Raw genomic sequence first — 22,274 nt, 5'->3', positions numbered from 1 at the left:
GCTTGGACTTCTTAGGAGGAGGTTTGGATCATTAAAAAATTTGCAATTCTACTTTCAATTGTGTTTGTTATAGCACTTACAGCCTGTGGAAACAACAATGATAGTGCTGCTGGCAAAGCTAACACATCGGAGCCAGAGATCGAGGCAGAAACAGAACTTATAATTACAGCTACGAATTACAGCTTTGATCAGGAAGAATACCATCTAAAAAAAGGTGTGCCCGTCAAAATTATTTTTAAAAACGATAGCGGCAATCACGGCATCCTTATCCCTGAATTCGAACTCCAGCTTAATAGCAAAAAGTCCTCGAAAGTAATTGTTCCAGAGGAAGCCGGCACATTCGAAATGACCTGTTCGATTATGTGCGGTTCCGGACATAGCGGCATGAACGCAAAAATCATTGTGGACTAGATAAATCATTAATAGCCGATCGTTAGGGAATTGCCCTGACGATCGGCTATTTATTTACCCTAAATCATTGACAAACAGGGCTGACCTGAAATAGATTTCTCTACACATCAGGTACAGCCCTCTTTCTTGCATCCGACATTCAACTATCCTGTTCGATCAGTTGAATCCATTCATTATATTCATTTTGAAGCTTGGCATATTCCTCTTGAAGATTACGATGCTCATCCGTCATCTTCTGTAGTTCATTCTGATGCATCTCAAACTGGACCTGTAGCAGACGAAGTTGTCCTTGGGCCAACTCATAGTTCTCGCCGACTTCACCAAGCTGCTGAAGCACCTCACTGCGTTCACGTTCAATAGATTTCTGCTTAGCCTCAGCCTCACCGGCCTCCTGCTGCCAAATATCTATCTCTTCACGCAGCTTCGCCTCCAAATCACTCCACTGCTGCTGTCGCTCGAATAATTCCTCGTACTTTTGCTTCCATGAAGCGCCGTACGCCTCTGCTTCCCTCAGAACATCCTGCTGCTCTGCAACAGTAGCAGCGGCCTCAAGGCTAGCTTCAGACAATTCTTCTAAGCGTCGAGCTGTCTCTTCGCCTTCTTCCTGCAGCAGTTGATATCTTTCCTGCAGACGTTCCCCATCTTGCAGCACTTCATCATATTGAGAGATCAGTTCCTCATAACGTTCACGAAGTGCTGACAGTTCCTTCTGAACCTGTCCACCTTGTTCACGGAGTGCTGCAGTTTCCTGTTCTGCATCCGTACGAAGCTGAACTTCCCGGTCTAACTGTTGTACTAATCCATCCGCTTGACCACGAAGGGTCTCAATCTCCTTTTGAAGCGCCAATGATTTCTCTTCGGTCTCCATTAGGTTCATTTCAAGCTCACTAATGTCTTCCATCCGTTTATCCGAGAGCTCCTGCCAATTTGCTGCCTCCGCCACAGATCCAGCCAGTTCTTCCTGAATACGGTGCAGATTCTCACTCGTTTCCTGTAGTGACTTCCGCAGCTCTGATGTTTCATTCTGGGACTGCTGGTAACGCTGGCGCAATTCTTCCAGCTCATCATTCAACAGCGTGCCTAGCTCAGTGGCCGTACGCAGCTCCTCACTGAGCTGTTCTTCGCGTTTAACAACCGCTTCATATTGTCCGAGCAGCGTCTGACGAGCATCTCGTTCACTCTTAAGGCTCGCCTCTGCCGCACGGAGTCTAGACTGAAGTTGTCCTGTTCCACCACGAAGCTCAGCCAGCTGTTTCTCGAGCTCTTGAATGCTTTGCTTATGTCTATGTTCCTGAGTACCTTGCGACTGTCGAAGTTCCTTATTCTTAGCAAGCTCCCGTTGTAGAGCTTCCCGCTCTTCAGCCAGTTCCTTGCCTAACTTCGTTGTCGTGTTCTCAAGCTCCTTACCTAGTGTCAACTTCGTCTCCTCGAGTTCCTTCCCTAATGTTGATTTAGTTTCCTCAAGCTGTTTCTCTAAGGTTGATCTAGTTTGGGTTAGCTCAAGTTCCAGAGCAGACATTGTATCTGTCTTCTCCTTAGTCAGCGTCTCACGAGTATTCTCCAGCTCTTGCAAATGCGCTGCCTTCTGCTCTTCCAGCTGCTGTAGACGGATGGCTTCTGCATTGGCCAGCGCCTCTCGATGATTCTCACGAATCATTGCCTGTTCAGCCTCATAGCTTGCCCGCAGTTCTTGCAGCTCCAGCTCACGCGCAAGCAACTCCTCTTCCAGCTTCTCTCGCGCGGCGTCAGCCGCATGGGTTGCTTCCTGAAGCTGATCCGCATGTACCTTGCGCTCGTTCTCCTGGATCTCCAGATGACGCTTGCGCTCTTCTTCAACCGCAGCAATCAGTCGTGCTGCTTCTTCCTTAGCCGCCGCTTCAAGGCGTTCATATTCTTCTTGTCGCTCCCGCTGAACCTCCAGCAGGCGAGATACTTCCAATCGCAGTTCACTGCGTTCACCTGTCATCATGTTGAGTTCATTTTTAAAATCCTGAACCTGAATAGCCTGCTCCGCCATATGTACTGCTGCAAGCACCGCTATACGCGGCGTATCCAGTCTGTTGTGTGATTTAGAAATCGTGCGCATATGTTCGTCAACATAACGGGCCACTTGTTTCATATATTCAGTGCTGCTTCCGACGAGTTTATAGGAAGTTCCGTATATCTCCACGGCGACACGTGTCCGGTCCATAGCCACAGTTGTGCCCTCCTTTGTATGTGTGCGGATTCTAAGCTAGTCTTACTGTTTCTATTGTAGCTTTTTTCTTAAGCATTTGGCAAAATCCCTTGTAATCAATAGATTCTCGCTGATATCCTCCGCATTTCACTCTACCCAGAAAAAGCCGCAGCGAATCTCAGTTTCTAAATGGATTCGCTGCGGCTTTACACAATTCCTGCTATTTTCTTAATTCTGCGCCAAAAGTTTGTTGAAGGACTGATAATAGCTTATCATGCACTTCTCCAACCTCTTCATCTGTCAATGTATGTTCACCGTGACGATACAGCAGTGAGATCGCAATACTCTTCTTTCCACTCTCTAACTTGCCACCAGTGTACACGTCGAATACCTGTACGGATTGCAGCAAAGTTCCTCCGTTTGCACGGATGGAAGCTAGCAGATCGCCCGCTGGTACAGTTGAATCTACAACCACAGCAATATCCCGTTCCATACCTGGGAAACGTGGAAGCTCATTATATTGCATACGGCTTTGCGTGTTATCATACAGCGGCTGCAGTAGAATCTCAGCTACGTAAGTATCCACTAGATCAAGCTCTCTTTGCAGTTCCGGATGAAGCTGGCCCATAGTTCCAATCTTCACACGACCCTCGTCTCCGACTAAATATACCGACGCTGAACGCCCAGGATGATACCCTTCTGGACTATCTCCCTCGTAAATAATTCTGTCTGTAAGACCCAAATAAGCAAATACTGATTCCAGCGCACCCTTCAAATCAAAGAAATCTACAGGCTGTGCAGAAACGTTCCATTGCTTCACGGTTAGGCTACCGCTAAGCAACAACCCAAGCACCGGCAGTTCACGCGGCTGACGAGTCAACTGTTCTTCATCTGTGAAGAAAACATTGCCGATTTCAAACAACGCTAGATCGCTTTGACGACGGTTGGTATTGTAGCTAGCAATATCCAATAGTTGTGGCAGAAGGCTGGTACGCAGTACACTGCGTTCTTCACTCATTGGCATAGCCAATTTGACCGCTTGTGAGCCTTCCGATAACTCAGGGAACATTTTGCTTTGTTCCGGCTGGATGAAAGAGTAGCCCATCACTTCCTGATAACCGCCATGCGACAACAGGCGGCGCAGTTCACGGCGGAGTGATTGCTTATGCGTCAATGCGCCTGGCGTTGTAACTCCTTCAATCAAAGTCGTTGGAATGTTATCATACCCGTACAGACGGGCAATTTCTTCGATAAGGTCAACATCATAGCTGATATCGCCGCGTCTAGTTGGCACTTGAACTTCGATCAGCCCTTGTGCGGTATCCCCGCACTTGAAATGAAGACGGCCAAACAATGTCTTCACTTCTAGCAAGGAAAGATCTGTTCCCAGATAACGGTTCAGCTTCTCCAAGGACAAAGTAAGTACCTTCTCTTCTCCAGCGACTGTTCCTGCTTGCACAATACCTTCATGCACAGATCCGCCAGCATAACGTGCAATAAGTACTGCAGCGCGATTCAATGCAGGGATCACTGCATTTGGATCCACTTCTTTCTCGAATCGAAGCGATGCTTCCGAGCGAAGTCCCAGTTGACGCGAGGTTTTACGAACGGTTCCTCCATCAAACTTAGCGGATTCCAGAACGAGATTTACCGTCTCAGCAGTAACTTCCGTATCCTGACCTCCCATTACTCCAGCCAGAGCTACTGCTTTAGCTCCATCAGCGATAACGAGCATATGTGGCTCAAGCTTCCGTTCTTGGCCATCAAGTGTAGTCAGGACTTCACCCTCATGAGCAAGACGAACGCCGAGTTCTCCGCCTTCTATTTTATCTGCATCAAAAGCATGAAGCGGCTGTCCGTATTCGAGCATCACATAGTTAGTGATGTCTACGATGTTGTTAATTGGACGAATTCCTGCCGCCATCAGACGATTCTGAATCCACAGCGGTGATGCTGCAGGTTTAACGCCTGAGATATAACGAACTCCGTAATGACTGCACTGTTCTTCATTCTCAATCTTAACGGAAATAGATTGCGCGGCTGCTCCGCTGACCTCAATCATTTCACTCGCAGGATCAGGCAATTTAATGTCGCGTCCAAGAATCGCGCTCACTTCATAAGCAGCACCAATCATGCTTAGGCAGTCTGAACGGTTCGGAGTCAGATCGAATTCCAGAATTTCATCATCTAGACCCAGCAACTTTGAAATATCTTGACCGATCTCTGTACCTTCAGGAAGTACAAGAATTCCTTCTTGTTGCTCTTTAGGAAGCAATTTATCATTGAGTCCCAATTCTTTAGCCGAGCAGATCATCCCTTGTGATAATACCCCGCGCAGCTTCGCTTTTTTGATATCCAGACCTGGCAGCTTAGCGCCAACAAGAGCTACAGGAACGGTTTGTCCCGCAGCCACATTTTTTGCGCCACAGACGATTTGCAGATCTTCACCTTGACTTGCATCCACGATACATACGTTCAGTTTATCCGCATCAGGATGTTTTTCTTTCGATTTCACATAGCCGGTTACGATACCGGAAATCCCTTTATTGCGGCGCTCTACTCCGTCAATTTCAATACCGGCAGCGGTAATCTTCTCCGCTAGCTTTTCGGCGGTTACTCCTTCAATCGATGTATAATCAGCCAACCATCCGGTTGATACTTTCATGTCCGCTCACTTCCTTTATGTTTCAGATGTATTTATCTACTTGCCGTTCGATCTGCTTCCTGTGGGATGCTGGATTAAGAGCTCTCAATTTCAACTACAAAACACTATTAAGAGCGGTCCCTGCAAGGAATCTTTGGACTTCCGGCCGCTGTTGTCCCCAGATTTCTTGATCTAAACCGCTCTTCGCGGTGGAAATCCGGGGACAAAGGCGGTCGCTATCGCTCCTACAGTTCCAAAATTCCTTTCCGATCCTAGCTTAATAGGGTTTTTACAACATGAAATCAAATGCTCCAAAATCCATCCTCCTAACCCGCAAGCCAGCTCGCCCACCAAAAATCTAAACGCCCTTGAATTGCTTTACAAAACTCATATCGTTGTTATAGAAATGACGGATGTCATCGATGCCGTATTTAAGCATAGCAATCCGCTCAACACCCATACCAAATGCGAAGCCGCTATACTTAGCAGGATCATAGCCACCCATTTTCAGAACGTTTGGATGCACCATGCCGGCACCAAGGATTTCTAACCATCCGCTTTGCTTGCACAGTCTGCAGCCATCGCCGCCACATTTGAAGCAGCTTACGTCCACTTCAACGCTTGGCTCGGTGAATGGGAAGAAGCTCGGACGAAGACGAATGTCTGTATTCGGGCCGAACATCTCTTGTACGAATTGCTGCAAGGTGCCTTTCAGATCACTCATCCGAATGTTACTTCCGATAACCAAACCTTCAATTTGATGGAACTGGAAGGAATGCGTTGCATCGTCATCATCGCGGCGGAATACTTTACCCGGGCAAATGATTTTAACTGGAACTTCACCGTTCATAGCCTGCATAGTACGAATCTGTACCGGAGACGTTTGAGTACGCATAAGCAGGTCATCCGTTAAATAAAAGGAGTCCTGCATATCGCGTGCCGGGTGATTTTTAGGCAGATTTAGGGCTTCAAAGTTATAATAATCGGTCTCCACTTCCGGACCTTCAGCCACACGGTAGCCCATACCAATGAAAATATCCTCAATTTCCTGAACCACTCTGCTAAGCGGGTGAATGCCCCCTTGCTGCATGCGGCGACCCGGCAATGTTACGTCTACTTTTTCAGCCTGCAGACGTTGCTGAGTCTCTTGCTGTTGAAAAGCTTCTTGCTTCGCTCCAATAATCTCCTCAATCGCACTACGCACCTGATTCGCTACTTGCCCGATAACCGGACGCTCCTCAGCACTAAGTCCTCCCATACCACGCAGAACTTCTGTAAGCTCGCCTTTTTTACCGAGGTATTTCACTCTTAGGTCATTCAAAACCTGTGGATCCATAACCTCCTGCAACTTAGCCAGCGCCTCAACCTTCAATGCTTCCAACTTCTCTTTCATGGCCGTGTACAGCCCCCTTCAATCATTGTCTAGTTCAACAAAAAAAAGGCCTTTCCTCCCGGTAAGGGACGAAAAGACCGTGGTACCACCCTTGTTAGACAAGCTGATCTGTTCCCCATAAGAGCTTCATTCCCTCTTTTGGCTGGACAGATACCTATCTCACTTTATACAGAAATAACGGTCTGTGACCGGTTTCCCCTACGCTTCCTTACAAGGCAATCTTAAGGAATTCAAGGAACTGCTCCGGAGTGAACTTCGACAGCTCTGTTTCCTAGAAACGCTCTCAATCACCGGCGTCTCCTCCCTGTAAGTCAGGCACTGTGTACTCTTCTCCATCACTGCATTTTACAATTCAATCTAATTGTCAGGTACCTCTTTTATGCAAGAGATATGTCTGTTTATTATATGCAAAATCTGTCGTTTTGACAAGTTCAAGCATAATTAGGGCAATTTTTATCTGGCTTTAAGCTGGCTTTAAGGTTCAGAGCCGTTCCGGGGACTTTTTTTCAGCTAACGTTCAGCGGAGCTTGATAATTTCCATTATTAAGAAGGCATGGTTGTACTCCATCATAAACCACCTTCATAGTACAAGGACTTTCATACCGGGAGGGAATTACATGCATGCACGAAGAACAAAAGTCGCTGGGATCATACTTAGCGCAGCCGTTCTGAGTCAAGCTTCAGCGTATGGAGCATACGCTGCATCAACGACTAGTACATCCACCAAAACGGCAACCACCACCACCGTATCCACTCTGGATAAACTCGGCTCGATAGCTTTAAAGAGTAACGTAAGCGTGAAGCTGAGCGATGTAGGCTTTTTAACTCAGGATGGCGGCAATATTCTTACATACACCCTCAGCTATTACAATGGGAGCGGAAGCAGCATCAATCTGGTGGACTATTTCTCTAAGGTAACTACTGCCGGAGGAACGGTTATCCAAGGGAGCCCAGTAACCAGCAGTGCAACTATCAAGTCCATAGCCTCCAAAAGCAGTCAATCCGTAACCTATTATGTAAACATCGGTAAATCCACCTCATTAAAAGGCGTTAAGATTTCAGTCTTTGGTTGGGATTTCAGCAGTACCGATTATCAAAAGAAGCTGGGTACTTTCACCCTACCTGCAACTTTTTCACAAGCGGTCGCTAGAGGCCAAAGCAAAAAAATAACCTTGAATAATCAACCCGTAACAACCCAAACAGAAAGTCTGCAAATTTACAAATATAACGGTAAGGTATACGCCAAAGTAGGTGTGAGCTTAACCAATCAAGGAACCAAAGTGCTAAGTGATTCTGGACTTAAGGGATACCTCGCATCCGCAGGCGGATCTGTATTTGAATTAACGCTTGATGACGCGAGCAGCAACTACAAAGTACAGCCACAAGAAAAAAAGACGATCTACTACATGACGGAAATCCCCTCTTATATGAAGACAGACAATATGACTCTGCAGTTTGCTGGAGAAGATACTTCATTAAAAATAGCTTTGCCCATCGTCACCTATAACCTTCCCGCTGCTACCACACCGGATCTTGTCGTAGCCAGCAATGTCATCAAGAAGCTTACGATCAACAATAATACTGTCGAGACGCAGTTAAAAAGCGCCAATGTCTATGCCGACAACGGCACCGCGAATTGGACGCTGCAATTTCGAGTAAAAAATAGCGGCAACAAAGCGATTACTTTGCCTGCTTATGAGTTTACCGTTAAAGCCGCTGAAGGATATAGCTTTCCGGTGGACACGAAGGCTTTCGCCAACCTTACACTCAAACCCCTTGAAGAAAAAATAATCGAGCTCAGTGCAGAAGTTCCGCTAACGATAGCTCAAGGAACGCTACAGCTGCAAATGAATGAACCCGCTGTCGAGGGTAAGATCATTTTTCCTACAGCCTATTATCAGATCCCTTACATTCTGCAAACTAATAATTGGCAGGACACAGAATACGCAGTGGAGAACAGCCACGGTACATTTGCTGTCAAGCTTACGAACATACAGCGGCTACCTTGGGCAGACAAAGATCAGCTTGTAGCTAAAATCAATATTCGCAACACGAAATCGACCTCTGTACAGCTTCCAGCGTTTACAAGTGTCATTAAAGCTGGTGAGAGTGATATTAGCAGCACTTCCCAAGTCGTCACAGAAAGCACACAAACCCTACTCGGGCCAAATGAATCCGCAGACGTTTATGTCGTGGCCAATGTTCCTTACACCTACCAGTTCAATCCATTAAAAATAACGCTGCAAGAAACCTCCGGCGAAAGCAAAATTAATTTTCTTTCGTTAAGTACAAATCAGTTGGATAGCCGTGTTCAGGAAGTTGCAGCACTAAGTTCCTTCCAAATTGACCTTGAAAGCAAAAAAGCAGAAGTATTAGAGCGCCGGACAACGGTTTATCAGGGTACGAGCTCCAATATCATGTACACAGAACTGGAAATGAACAGTGAGGAAACACGTAAATCAGAGCAGGCTCAACTCGTAGCTTATTACAAAACACCAGACAATCAATATTTCGAAGGCGAGGTCAACCAGTCTACAACTTCCACGAGCCCTAACGGAAAAAATCTGATTACCGTCTGGACTAAGCTTCCACTTGGAGTAGATCCTTCTCAGCTTGTTCTTTATATCGGTGAAGGGGTATCCGAAGGAAAACTTACGGCTCCTGGCGGGAAATCAACGGGATATATCAATACGGTGTCACTGGGACTAAATAATGTTGCGGTGGAGGCAAAGAGCAATCTTTTGGATGTAGAATTGTTCCCTTATACCCTATCCGTGACAAATGCAGTCACCACCGTCACTGGTGGAAAAGATACGCTAAGCACTGTCCTAACCTACAACCTGTCGAGCAGCACGCTTTACGAATCGGGTACGTATGAGCACAAGCTTGTACTAGAGCTGATCGACCCCTTCGGACAAACGATGGAAAAGACATTAACACTGGGCACAGATCTGCCATTAGGTAGCTTCAAGTCGTACACCACAACATTCACAAGCAATCTTTACAAAACTCTAAGTGGCGGCGCGATCCGATTGAATATATACGACGAATTCCAAGGTCATCGAAATTTGCTGGGAACTGGGACCTATGTTGTCACTTATCAGGCAGCGTCAACGACTTCAAACAGCAATTCCGCTTCAAACACCGATTCTAATGCTAACAATCCATCCGACATTTAGTAAAAGCGCAAGGGTGGCTGAATTCAAAAGAAATTTGATGATCTATGGAGGATAGAAATGAAGAAGAAAAAAGTGTTGCTCTGGACCATCGGAGTAGTAGCTGTAGCAACAGCCGGATTGTTGGTGTATACATTTTTACCTGATAAGAGCAGTCAGGCTGCTGAAGTGCCCGTAAATACAGCCACGGTTACGAAGGGCGATATCATAGTAAATGTATCTGGAGCAGGCTCCGTCACGGCCACCGAAACAGGAAAAGTGAAAACGAAGGACGCTGGAACCGCAGCTGAAGTGCTTGTCCAAGAAGGAGACCTTGTGAAAAAAGGCCAGACATTAATTACCTTCGAAGGCGATGACCTGAGTGACAATCTCAAACAGGAACAAACCTCTCTTACCTCACTTGAAGTGGATCTTCAGGACAAGCAGGAGCAGTATAAGAAGCTTGCCGTGGCAGGTGCCTCCGAGGATGAATTGGCCAGTGCCAAACGTTCGATTGAAAAAGCGAAAACAGATATCGCTTCTCAAATCGAAAAAATAGCATCTGTACAAGAAGATATGATCCCTCCAGATCCCCTAACCGCCCCTATTGACGGAACTGTTACAGCTGTTAATATAGCCAACGGTGAAAAAGCGATGGATGGCTCTGAACTCATCGATATCACCAATTATGCTAATTTAAGCGTCATAGTGCAGGTGGATGAGCTTGATATTCCTACAGTGAAGTTGGGGATGCCTGCCACCATTTCATTGGATGCCCTTCCCGACACTGAATTCAAGGGGAGTGTCACAAAGATTGCCAAGGAAGGTACAGTCTCAAACGGAGTATCCCTCTTCGATGTTACCGTTGGCTTAACTAGCTCCGAAGGTGCCCTTGTCGGGATGTCGGCAGAAGTTTCAGTTACAACGGCTGAGAAAAAAGATGTGTTAACCGTACCGGTTGAAGCTGTTCAAGAAAGAAATGGCAAGTATACAGTAGCTCTCCCCTTAACAGCGGGTTCAACCGAAAACTCATCTACCGAGGGCCAGGCACCAATGCCTAGTGGGGCTCCTGATGCTGCCCGCGGCGGAGTAATGCCCAGCGGAGCACCTGAAGCTGGCGGTGGAGTTATGCCTAGCGGAGCGCCTGATGCTCGCGGTGGCGCAATGCCTAGCGGAGCGCCTGATGCTCGCGGCAGCGGTGCTATGGCTAGTGGAGCAGCTGGCACAAGAAACCGCGGAAATAGTAATCAGCGAATGGTTTCTGTCGAAGTGGGCATTCATGATGAGAGCAGCATTGAAATTGTCAGCGGACTTAATGAAGGAGACAAAGTGATCATTCCTACAGTAATCTCTACCAAAACGGGTACAACTAGTACTGAGATGCAAATGCAAGGCGGTATGGGTGGCGCCGGTTTCGGCGGCGGAGGCTTTAGCGGTGGTGGCGGCTTCAGTGGAGGTGGTGCTGGTGGCATGGGCGGAGCACCAGCTGGTGGTGGTGGAGGTGGCAGCAGATGAGTGCTTCAGCACCACTGATCCAAGTCCAGAACATGACCCATGGCTATAATATGGCCGGAGAAACTATGACAGTCCTGAAAAATCTTTCCTTTACAATCGACTTCGGAGAGTTCGTAGCGATTATAGGTCCTTCCGGTTCTGGTAAATCAACACTCATGAACATGCTTGGATGCCTCGATATATCAGATGAGGGAAGTTACCTTCTGGACGGGCAAGAGGTTCGCAAATTATCCGACAACAAGCTGGCTATTATCCGAAATGAGAAGATCGGCTTTATCTTTCAAAATTTCAATCTTCTCCCCAAATTGTCTGCTGTCGAGAATGTAGAGCTTCCTCTAATATACCGCGGCCTCTCACATCGAGAACGTAGAGAAACGGCGCAACAGGCACTCCTTAAAGTAGGCTTGGAGGAAAGAATGCATCACCGACCTTCTGAGCTTTCTGGAGGACAGCAACAGCGTGTTGCGATTGCGCGAGCCATGGCTGGATCTCCCCCGATTCTACTTGCAGATGAACCTACCGGGGCGCTTGATACGCGAACTGGACAAGAGGTCATGCAGATGATTCGAGAATTAAATGAGCAAGGTCATACAATCATCCTAATCACACATGACCTCGAAATTGCAAAGCAAGCGAAGCGGATCATTCGTATTCAGGATGGCAACCTCGTAGAAGATCGGAGGAATGCGAGGTGAAATTATTTCAAAGTATGCGGATGGCTCTAAAAAGTATTTACAGCAGTAAAGTAAGAGCTTTTTTAACGATGCTGGGTATTATTATTGGTGTATCATCCGTTATCATTCTCGTTTCTGTGGGGCAGGGAACTACTTCTCAGATTACGGAGCAGCTTAATGGACTCGGAACAAATCAGCTGACGGTAAACATCACTGGCCGCGGGGCTACCACCTCCCTCACCTATGAAGAAGCCTTAGCACTAGGAGATATAGAGGGGATAGAAAATGTAGCTCCTGTAATCAGTGGCAACGTTACAGCCAAGCATAATACTGAGAATGTTAGCGTTACTGTTGAAGGCATTACACCTTCTTATGAGGACGTTAAGGATTTCCATGTACAGTCAGGACGTTTCCTGCTTGATATAGATACAGAGTACCGGCAGAAGGTTGCGCTGATAGGCACAGGTACGGCTGAGGATTTATTCGGCACAGATGATCCTGTAGGCCAAAAGGTACAGCTAAACGGGATCAGCTATAAAATCGTCGGCCTGTTGGAAGCCAAAGGCTCTAGTCTAAGTGGTTCCAACGATGATATCTTATTAATCCCTATAGCTACTGCAGAACGTCAGTTAAAAAGCAAAGGCGTACGTTCTATCACAATTGCGACGACTTCAGCAGACACTGTAGCCACGGTAAAAGATAAACTAGAGAGTACACTGGATGCTAAATTTAATTATGCGGATAATGCTTTTAGTGTATTTGACTCTCAAGAGATGCTGGAAACTGTAAATTCTACGACAGCTACGCTTTCAATGGCACTTGCGGGAATTGCCGGCATTTCACTATTTGTTGGGGGGATCGGCATCATGAATATTATGATCGTATCCGTCAATGAAAGAACAAGAGAAATTGGTATCCGCAAAGCAATCGGCGCCAAAAAGTTCGATATTCTCGCTCAATTCATGATCGAATCCATTGTGCTTAGCGGATTGGGTGGGGTAATCGGTGTTGGTATTGGAGTCGCAGGTAGTTGGCTCCTAGGAAAGTATACTTCACTTACCGTATCCATTGCCTGGGATATGGTACTGATCTCTTTTGTTTTCTCCTTGCTTATCGGCGTAATTTTCGGAATGATGCCTGCGAACAAAGCCGCACGGCTTCGCCCCATTCATGCACTACGTAACGAATAGTTACTTCAAGTAAGCTGCCCAGTCATTAATATGACTGAGCAGCTTTTTTAGCATAACAGAACGCATATTTTTGAGGCTGAGCTAGGTATCATTTACGAAGACGGTGGGTAATAGGATTTATGGATTTGAATATAGATAAGGCAATAGGCTCATACCGTAATCATTAATTTTATTATTATCGATATTTATTTGAGGAAGCGATTGCTCTATAAGTAGGACGTCCTATATACTTGTTGTACTACAAACTGCGGTCCACACACAATTTATCTTTCCCATGCCTCATTTCCCACTATGTTACAACACCTCTTTTTCACATAGTCACTCTCAACATCTTTGCCTGAAAATAAAATACACCTGCCACAAATGGATGTTCCGCAGGTTATAGTTAGCAGCAATAAGATTTGTTAAACATCTTATGCGGGGAGAGAATGACCGTGGCTGGATTTTTCGATATCAAAGTAACACGCAAACTAATCTTTATTTTCGCTGCGATCTCCATTCTACTGGTTGGGATTAGTGTAGCTTCTTTACTCTATCTAAATCACACCATTAACAGAATGTCAGATTCTTTATATGAAGATGTATTTGAGAACTCTGAGCTCATACTGAGCGCTGATCGTGATCTGTATCAAGCCGCAATCGCTCTCCACTCCTCCATGAGCTCGAACCTCACTGACGCTGAACGTGATCAGTTCATTCAGGAATTTAAGGACAATAATCAACAAGCACAAGAACGGGTAGGCCTAGCAAGTTCAGACATCAGATCCATCAACAAACCCTACAGTGATTTGAAGCAGGCCAATATACTTACTGAATTAGAGAATGAGCTCCATGCCTTTGAAACATCCCTAGTCCTATGGAAGAATACAGGGAGTAAATTGATAGCTGAACGGATGCAAATCGGATGGGACCCTGCTTCATATCATGCTGTAAATCTGAACATGCAGTTAAATGAAGTTAGAACTCATCTTGATCAATCAGAAGACCTGGTAGACACCTACGCCTTACAAGTAGCAGATGGGTTCCAAGATAAAAAGAGTGCACTTTTTGCGCTATACTCATTGGTCTTCTTTATTCTGCTTCTAGTTATTATTTATCTGGGTCGCAAAATCATTTGGCTCAAAAATGAAATGCTGGAGGAACAAACACTCTATCAGCTAATCGGTGAAACCATGTCTGACTTTATTATCTTGACTGATCCTAACGGGTTGATATTGTATAGCTCCCCTTCACATTCAAGTATTCTCGGCTATGTTCCTAAAAAGGGTGACCCACTATCCAACTATATTCGTGAACCGGAAATCGCTTGGGCCAAACTAAAGAGTATCGTTCAAGGAACCCCTCGTATCTCAGAGCTACGAATGCGTGGAGCTGAAGGGCAATGGGTATGGCTGGAAACGAAGGTGTCGCCTGTTCGGGGAAGCAATAATTTCCCAGCACAATTTATGTTAGTGTCCCGTGAAATTACACAACGGAAGCAGTACGAAGAACGATTACATAAGCTAGCCTTCTATGATCATTTAACCGCAATTCCCAACCGTGCTCATTTCAAAATGTACATGGAGAATCTCATCAACCAACCCGAGGAACGGAGAAAGAATATTGCACTCGCATTGCTGGATTGCGACAGATTCAAGCAGTTAAACGATACCTTAGGACATCTGGCAGGTGACGAATTTCTCCAACTGCTCTCTCGAGAGCTTTTGCAAACGGTTAAAGGTGTAGGCCAGGCGTTCCGGATTGGCGGTGATGAATTCGCGGTGGTACTGCACCGATTTACCTCTCCAGAAATGTTAGATGAAATGCTTCAGCGGTTGCTTAAGTTATTCAACAAATCTTGGTCTATTGACAATGGATCTAGCTTCCACACCTCCGCAAGTATTGGCGTAGCCCTATTTCCTGAAAATGGAAGCAGCATTAATGAACTTCTGCGTGCCGCAGATCTAGCGATGTACCTTTCTAAAGACCATGGTGGGAATGAAGCTAATCTCTACTACGATCTATTGGATGTAGGTTTAGCCAACCAAACCATCGGAAAACCATAAGAACAACAAAAAGAGCTGTTCCAGGGGTCAAAACCCTGAAGCAGCTCTTTTTTATTCTTTTAACTGGTTAACTGCAGATGATCATCTGAGATCCCATCATTCTCCTGATCACGATCTATAACCATCACCTTGATCAGCTCGTCATCCGTGGAACAATCAATAAAGCGATCCCCATCGCCATCTTTCTCTTCCCAGTCATTAAGACGTAATATATACCCGATAGAATTGGTATCTGGCAACACCTCAATGCGTGCAACTGCACGCCCATCCTCCATATACCGAAAGTCGCATTGTCCATCCTGAATTCCTGTATCCCAAACCCAAAGATTCCAGCCTTGATATTTCCCATCTGGCCGTTCATAGTGTACTTCGATAATTTTAGATCTCGGGGCTGGCTCACCACATTCATCATAGAGCACCATCATCGACAAGCCTTCAATTTCCACCTCGCTACCTGTAATTCTTCGGAATGCTTCTGTCCCTGCTCGGGTATGATCCACTACCACATTCCAACCGTTATTAGCTTCAGGAAGAGATAGCTTTACTCGATCATTATTGGCATTAAAAATGACTGTTATATTGTTCCAGAGATCGCCTCCTGCATGATTTCTAAGCAGGTACGACACAATCCCCCCATCACAGCGCATAAATTCCAGCGAACGCTCAATTTCCTGCCTACCATGCAGACGAAATGCCGGATGTGTACGCCGCAGTTCGATCAAGCCTTTATAATATTGAAATACAGGATTAAACACACTCTTCATATTCCAGCGGATCGCGTTAATCGTATCACCGCTACGATAGCTATTATGATCTCCAAATTTACTGCGCAGGAGTTCATCACCGGCATGCAGGAATGGAATCCCTTGCGAGGTCAGGATGATTCCATTTGCAAGCAGGGATCGGCGCACGGTCTCATTGCTGAGAATATTCTCCAGATCTACATTTACGTAAGGATTAGCCCGTGAAGCAGCATCCTGAAATCCCCCTTGTACGGTAAGCACCTTATCCCATAAATTCAAATTATCATGGGCCGTTACATAGTTCACCGATTCCACAGGAGAGTCTGTAAATTCGTGGATGGCTCCTTTGATTCCGGCTGCAACAGCCCCTTCTTTGCCGTATTCCCCTGTAATGAAGCCCCGTCCCCATCCATCACTATCACCTTTGATCGCCGAACGGAAGTTATCGTTGAAGACAGCATATCCTTTTCCCCGCTGCACACCTTTTAGCGTCTTTGTTGCCAGTGGAGAATCTCCTCCTGTCCAAGGTTCGCCATATAACAGCAGATTAGGATTTACCTCAAGTCTAAGCTCTTCCGTTATTTCACGCATGGTCACACTATCCATCAGACCCATAAGATCAAATCTGAAGCCATCAATATGATACTCCGTAGCCCAGTAGGACAAAGAATCCTTAATATATTTGCGTACCATCGGACGCTCTGTAGCCAGCTCGTTACCCACGCCCGAGCCATTAGATAAACGTCCCAAGTAGTCACGGCGATAGAAGTAATCTGGTACAAGCGGCTCAAAGGGGCCCTTCTCCACAGCGTACGTATGGTTGTAAACCACATCCATAATCACTGAAATCCCACGACTATGCAGTGCCTGAACCATTTCTTTAAATTCCCGAATTCGTAGCCCTGGATTGGTAGGATCAGTGCTATACGATCCTTCCGGTACGTTATAATGCTGAGGATCATAGCCCCAATTGTAGTCGTTATGTTCAATGGATGAACCACGCTTCATTACACTCAGCTCATCTACAGTCTGGAAATCAAACACAGGCATCAGATGTACATGGGTGATACCCAATTCGACCAGATGATCCATACCTATTGCATTTCCTTCCGAATCTTTTAATCCAAATTCTGTAAATGCTTTAAATTTACCCTTATTGTACATGCCAGAGCTCTCATGTGAGGAGAAGTCACGCACATGCAGCTCATAAATAACCGCGTCTGCAGGATGCTGCAATGGAGGAGCAACATCCTTCTCCCAATGCTCAGGATGGGTCCTACTTAAATCAACGATTGCTGTTCTTAAACCATTTGCCGATACGGCTGTTGCATAGGGATCTACTGCTTCCGTCACACTTCCATCAGCAAATACAGCACGGTACATATAATATTTCCCTTTTAAATCACCTGATAACTTAGTCTGCCAGACTCCGCCGTTCTGACGCTGCATATATATAATACGCCCACTATCTGCAGAGCTCAGATCAAATCCAATGTTACGTTGATTTCCATCTGTTTCGTACAAAACTAGAGATACAGCAAAAGCAGTAGGTGCCCAGACTTTAAATACACTGTACTCCATCGAGTACGTTAAGCCCAGGTCTTTACCTTCATAGACCTCAAACATTAATTCTGTATTTATAACATTTTTACTCATGAGTTAACACCATCCTATGGCTCCCTGCCTAACTTATAGGGATGCTTATAAGTCCAAATATTTCCAATTCAGATCATATTAATACTTGCACAGCTCTGCAAGTCGATAAAGGAGTATAAACTTTCTATGGATTCATACTATTATATGTAAGACATATTTACAGGTTTGGGTTCCTTACCGACTTTATACTCATCACTATTACTATCGGCATAGACATCTGTACAATAAAGCAAATAAAAAGTGAATTTAGTTATTCTAAATTGAGTATAACGCTCTCCCATGAACATAAGCCAACACAAGAAATAAAATTATTGATTTAAACACAAAAAAACCGACTTCCAAACATCGGAAGTCGGTAATAGTAGTTGGAACGTTATAAAACGTTTAACGGAGTAATGCATATGGAAATAGTTAGTTAGTGATGCTTTGAACAAGTGCAGCTACTTCTTCAGCAGTGCCAAGTTGCAGTGCTTTTGCAGCCAGTTCCTTCATGTCGGCAGCCGACAATTTAGAAATTTGACTACGTGCTGGCAGAATTGACGTTGCACTCATACTGAATTCATCAAGGCCAAGACCTAGTAAGAGTGGAATCGCTGTTGCGTCCCCAGCCATCTCACCGCACATTCCAGTCCATTTACCTTCTGCATGCGCTGCATCAATTACATTTTTGACCAGACGCAGGATGGCCGGATTGTATGGCTGATACAGGTAAGACACCCGTTCATTCATACGGTCAGCAGCCATTGTATATTGAATAAGGTCATTCGTACCAATACTGAAGAAATCAACTTCCTTTGCAAACTGGTCAGCCAATACAGCAGTGGAAGGAATCTCAACCATAATGCCGAGCTGAATGTTGTCAGACACTTCCTTGCCTTCTTCACGAAGCTTCGCTTTCTCTTCAAGCAGAAGATCACGGGCTGCACGGAATTCACCAAGTGTTGCGATCATAGGGAACATAATGCGAAGATCCCCATGAACACTTGCTCTCAGTAAAGCACGCAGTTGCGTACGGAAAATATCCTGACGATCCAGACAAAGACGAATTGCGCGGAATCCTAAGAAAGGATTCATTTCCTTTGGTAGATCCAGATACGGAAGTTCTTTGTCGCCACCGATATCAAGTGTACGTACAACTACCGGTTTGCCTTTCATATTCTCAAGCACAGTACGATAGGCGTTATATTGAATTTCCTCAGAAGGCAACTTATCGCGGCCCATGTATAGAAACTCAGTACGATACAAGCCTACACCTTCGCCACCATTCTCAATTACACCATTGACATCGTTTGGTGTACCGATATTAGCTGCCAACTCCACGTGCTTACCGTCTGCAGAAATCGTTGGTTTATCACGAAGTTTCTTCCACTCTGCAATTTGCAAGTCGTAAGCTTCCTGCTTGCGAACGTACGCTGCCACTTCTGCTTCACTAGGATTAATAAGAACGTCTCCGTTCAGACCATCGACAATCACTAGATCCCCAGAATTCACTTCTGTCATGACATTCTTAGTTCCAACAACTGCTGGAATTTCCAAGGAGCGTGCCATAATCGCTGAGTGGGACGTACGTCCACCAATGTTTGTTGTGAAGCCTTTAACATACTTGCGATTTAGCTGTGCTGTGTCAGAAGGTGTTAAATCCTCAGCGATAACAATAACCTCTTCATTGATTTCTGCAGGACTAACATAATGAATACCCAGCAAATGGTTCAGCAGGCGCTTGGTCACATCACGCATGTCAGCTGCACGTTCTTGTAAGTAAGCACTCTTCATGTTTTCGAACATTTCAATGAATTGTGTAGCTACTTCGTTTAGTGCATAGTCCGCGTTAACCGATTCCTGACGAATTTTATCAATTACGGGATTAATCAGCTCAGGGTCCTCAAGAATCAGCAGATGGGATGCAAAAATCTCTGCTTTCTTCTCTCCTAGTTCTGCTAAAGTACGCTCTTTAATGGTTTGCAGTTCAGCACTTGATTTAGCAAGTGCGTCATTCAACTTGGCGACTTCTGCTTCAGGATCACTGATACTAGTCTTTGTAATTGTATAATCCGGATGTTTCAGGATAAAAGCACGGGCTACTGCAATCCCTGCTGAAGCCGCGATTCCTGAAATTTTATTCATGGATTTCCCCTAGCCCTTCTTTAATCATTACATCAGAAAGTGCGCTCAGAGCTTCAGCTTCTTCGCTGCCTTCAGTAATCAGAGACAACGTGTCTCCAGCTTCCAGACCCAATGACAATACGCCAAGGATAGATTTCAATGTAACTTTTTTGCCTTTTGCTTCTGCATAAGCTTCTGTACCTTTGAATTTCGTAGCTGTATTTACCAAGGCAGTTGCCGGACGTGCGTGAATTCCATCTTCATCGATAATTCTGAATGTTGTTTGCATAATATTATCCAACTCGCTTTCTTTTAATAGAGTATTTTTTAATTTATAGTGAAGGCTTCGCTCCCTTTAATGTTTAAAGGAAGCTTCCACCCTTGCACTTTTACTGAATGGTAATAATATCCTTATCGCCAATAGATACCTTACCTGGCTTCTTCAAGGTTACGGAAGAGCCTTCTGGCAAATTGGAGAAAATAACAGGAGACATTACTGAAGGTGCATGTGCTTTTACATATTCTAAATCCACTTCCATGATCGGCTGTCCAGCAGCTACAAGGTCGCCCTCTTCAACTAGAACAGTAAAGCCTTGACCTTTAAGCTTAACTGTATTAACCCCTATATGAACGAGCACTTCCTTACCCCCATCGGACATAATGCCGATCGCATGCTTGCTCGGGAACACATTAAACACTTTACCGTAAACCGGTGAAGCAATCTTTCCATCATCAGATAGGAAAGCAAAACCGTCACCCGTCATTTTTTGGGAGAACACTGCGTCTGGAACCTCAGTGATATCCACTAATTCACCATTTACCGGAGAGACGATATCTTCTTTGATAATCGCTTCACCAGTTTCACCCGCCTGCTGTTCTTCTTCAGGCTTAGGTGCAGCCGTTACCGGCGTTGCTGCAGGTGTCTTCCCATTAATTACATCTTGAATCTGCGATTTTATTGTATCGGAACGTGTACCGAAGATCGCTTGGACATTATTACCCACCTCAAGCACACCTGATGCACCAAGCTTCTTCAGACGATTCTTATCCACACCTGATTTATCTTTAACTTCCACACGAAGGCGGGTAATACAAGCATCCAGATGAGCGATGTTCTCTTTACCACCCAACGCAGATAAAATGTTTCGAGGCAGATCATCACCAGTTTTAGAAACTGATTCTGCATCTGTATCATCAGCTTCATCCGTATCTTCTTCACGCCCCGGTGTCATCAGATTGAACTTGCGAATAACAAAGCGGAACCCGAAATAGTAAATCAATGCAAGAGCAAGACCTACTGGAATTACGAGCCACCAAGCCGTACGGTTCGGAATGATACCAAAGAGTACGTAATCGATAAAACCTCCAGAGAAGGTCATACCAATCTTAACATTAAGGATATGCATGGTCATAAAGGACAGACCTGCAAACACAGCATGTACTGCGAACAGCAATGGAGCTACGAACAGGAATGAGAATTCGAGTGGTTCAGTAATCCCTGTCAAGAACGAAGTCAATGCTGCGGAAATCATCAAACTTCCGACGATTTTTTTATTATGAGGTTTAGCTTCATGATAGATGGCCAAAGCAGCTGCTGGAAGACCGAACATCATGAAAGGATACTTACCTGTTGTAAATGTTCCTGCTGTGAATTCAACGCCATCACGAAGCTGCTGCATGAAGATCCGTTGGTCACCACGTACCAATTCTCCAGCTTTATCTACGTAGGTACCAAATTCATACCAGAATGGAGAATAGAAGATGTGATGCAGACCAAAAGGAATCAGCGAGCGTTCGATGGTTCCGAAGATAAACGCTGCGAGCGTTTTATTCGTATCAATCATACTTTGTGATACATAGTTCAGACCGTGCTGAATTGGCGGCCAAACTAAGGTCAATGCCAGACCGAGAAGCAAAGACGTAACCGCAGTCATGATTGGAACGAAACGTTTACCTGCGAAGAAGCCCAAATAGGATGGAAGCTCAATTTTGAAGAATCGTTTGTACATGGACGATGCCAATATACCGACGAGTATACCACCAAACACCCCTGTCTGCAGTGTTGGAATACCTAAGACGCTAGCATAAGAAAAATCGCCTTGGCTCAGGACATAATCATTGACGCCAATTACAGTACCCATCGTAACATTCATTACGAGGAAACCGATAATTGCGGCTAGACCAGCAACACCTTCACCTCCGGCTAAACCAATCGCAACACCCACGGCAAATAGTAAGGATAGATTATCAAATACAATTTGCCCTGAGTTCATCAATACGTTAGCTATCGCCTGAACGACATCATTCTCCAGTGCCGGAACGTACTGTAGAAAATCGGGGTTTACCAGCATGTTTCCTATTCCAAGCAGCAAACCAGCTGCTGGCAGTATGGCAACTGGAAGCATTAGCGCTTTACCAACTCTTTGTAAAACGCCAAACATCTTTTTAAACATCAAGTCACTTCCTTTCATTATTCACTTTTCAGTAAAACAGATGCCAAAAAAGGCATGAGCAACACAGTATAAAGGTTGTTATCTAACGCTAAGGTTAGATTACCCCAAGATGGGGA

Annotated in this window: 13 protein-coding genes and 1 other annotated feature; of the genes, 6 read left to right on the top strand and 7 right to left on the bottom strand. The window is 45.2% G+C overall.

Annotated elements, in window-relative coordinates:
* Window positions 1-60: 60 nt before the first annotated feature.
* Window positions 61-411: a cupredoxin domain-containing protein gene (locus tag MHB64_RS08115; protein WP_280787402.1), complete on the top strand. Its 351-nt coding sequence runs from the start codon at window positions 61-63 to the stop codon at window positions 409-411.
* A gap of 139 nt (window positions 412-550) precedes the next feature.
* Here the strand turns inward: MHB64_RS08115 and MHB64_RS08110 are convergent, their stop codons facing one another.
* The 3 genes from MHB64_RS08110 to pheS all read right to left on the bottom strand — a co-directional run bounded on the left by MHB64_RS08110 (window position 551) and on the right by pheS (window position 6,624).
* Window positions 551-2,602 carry a hypothetical protein gene (locus tag MHB64_RS08110; RefSeq protein ID WP_445671630.1) on the bottom strand — a complete coding sequence of 684 codons (2,052 nt, stop codon included), beginning with the start codon at window positions 2,600-2,602 and terminating at the stop codon, window positions 551-553.
* A 205-nt stretch (window positions 2,603-2,807) separates the two neighbouring features.
* Window positions 2,808-5,252: a phenylalanine--tRNA ligase subunit beta gene (pheT, locus tag MHB64_RS08105; RefSeq protein ID WP_341134128.1), complete on the bottom strand. Its 2,445-nt coding sequence runs from the start codon at window positions 5,250-5,252 to the stop codon at window positions 2,808-2,810.
* Window positions 5,253-5,589: 337 nt separating this feature from the next.
* Window positions 5,590-6,624, bottom strand: coding sequence for a phenylalanine--tRNA ligase subunit alpha (pheS, locus tag MHB64_RS08100; protein WP_094874787.1), 1,035 nt, complete (start codon window positions 6,622-6,624; stop codon window positions 5,590-5,592).
* Between the two features lie 61 nt (window positions 6,625-6,685).
* Window positions 6,686-6,972, bottom strand: a binding site (T-box leader).
* Window positions 6,973-7,241: 269 nt separating this feature from the next.
* On the opposite strand from pheS, the gene MHB64_RS08095 reads away from it, so the two are divergent.
* From MHB64_RS08095 to MHB64_RS08075, 5 genes are all read left to right on the top strand, one after another.
* A complete protein-coding gene (locus MHB64_RS08095; protein ID WP_341134127.1) occupies window positions 7,242-9,803 on the top strand; it encodes a hypothetical protein in 2,562 nt (853 codons plus the stop codon).
* Window positions 9,804-9,860: 57 nt separating this feature from the next.
* Entirely contained in the window at window positions 9,861-11,294 is a 1,434-nt protein-coding gene (locus MHB64_RS08090; RefSeq protein WP_094878877.1) for an efflux RND transporter periplasmic adaptor subunit, read from the top strand.
* Window positions 11,291-11,989, top strand: a complete 699-nt coding sequence (locus MHB64_RS08085; RefSeq protein WP_094870612.1) for an ABC transporter ATP-binding protein — start codon at window positions 11,291-11,293, stop codon at window positions 11,987-11,989. Before MHB64_RS08090 ends, MHB64_RS08085 begins: the two co-directional genes overlap by 4 nt.
* The gene (locus MHB64_RS08080) at window positions 11,986-13,158 is read left to right on the top strand and encodes an ABC transporter permease (RefSeq protein WP_156113076.1); all 1,173 of its coding nucleotides are present in this window, start codon (window positions 11,986-11,988) and stop codon (window positions 13,156-13,158) included. Before MHB64_RS08085 ends, MHB64_RS08080 begins: the two co-directional genes overlap by 4 nt.
* Before the next feature lie 434 nt (window positions 13,159-13,592).
* Window positions 13,593-15,203, top strand: coding sequence for a diguanylate cyclase domain-containing protein (locus tag MHB64_RS08075; protein WP_179281612.1), 1,611 nt, complete (start codon window positions 13,593-13,595; stop codon window positions 15,201-15,203).
* 59 nt (window positions 15,204-15,262) lie between these two features.
* Here MHB64_RS08075 and pulA read toward each other — a convergent pair whose 3' ends face one another.
* From pulA to ptsG, 4 genes are all read right to left on the bottom strand, one after another.
* Window positions 15,263-17,602, bottom strand: coding sequence for a type I pullulanase (pulA, locus tag MHB64_RS08070; protein ID WP_341134126.1), 2,340 nt, complete (start codon window positions 17,600-17,602; stop codon window positions 15,263-15,265).
* A 411-nt stretch (window positions 17,603-18,013) separates the two neighbouring features.
* Window positions 18,014-19,726 (bottom strand): phosphoenolpyruvate--protein phosphotransferase, encoded by a 1,713-nt coding sequence (gene ptsP / locus MHB64_RS08065; protein ID WP_094870608.1) that lies wholly within the window; start codon window positions 19,724-19,726, stop codon window positions 18,014-18,016.
* A complete protein-coding gene (locus MHB64_RS08060) occupies window positions 19,719-19,994 on the bottom strand; it encodes an HPr family phosphocarrier protein (RefSeq protein ID WP_042131974.1) in 276 nt (91 codons plus the stop codon). The genes ptsP and MHB64_RS08060 overlap by 8 nt, the downstream gene beginning before the upstream one ends.
* A 100-nt stretch (window positions 19,995-20,094) precedes the next feature.
* A complete protein-coding gene (ptsG, locus tag MHB64_RS08055) occupies window positions 20,095-22,158 on the bottom strand; it encodes a glucose-specific PTS transporter subunit IIBC (RefSeq protein WP_341134125.1) in 2,064 nt (687 codons plus the stop codon).
* Window positions 22,159-22,274: the final 116 nt, after the last annotated feature.

This window comes from Paenibacillus sp. FSL K6-2859 (genome assembly GCF_038008265.1).
Lineage (GTDB): Bacteria > Bacillota > Bacilli > Paenibacillales > Paenibacillaceae > Paenibacillus_AQ > Paenibacillus_AQ nitricinens.
Note: the sequence above shows the minus strand (reverse complement) of the source record. Positions and strands in the feature narration are given on the sequence as shown.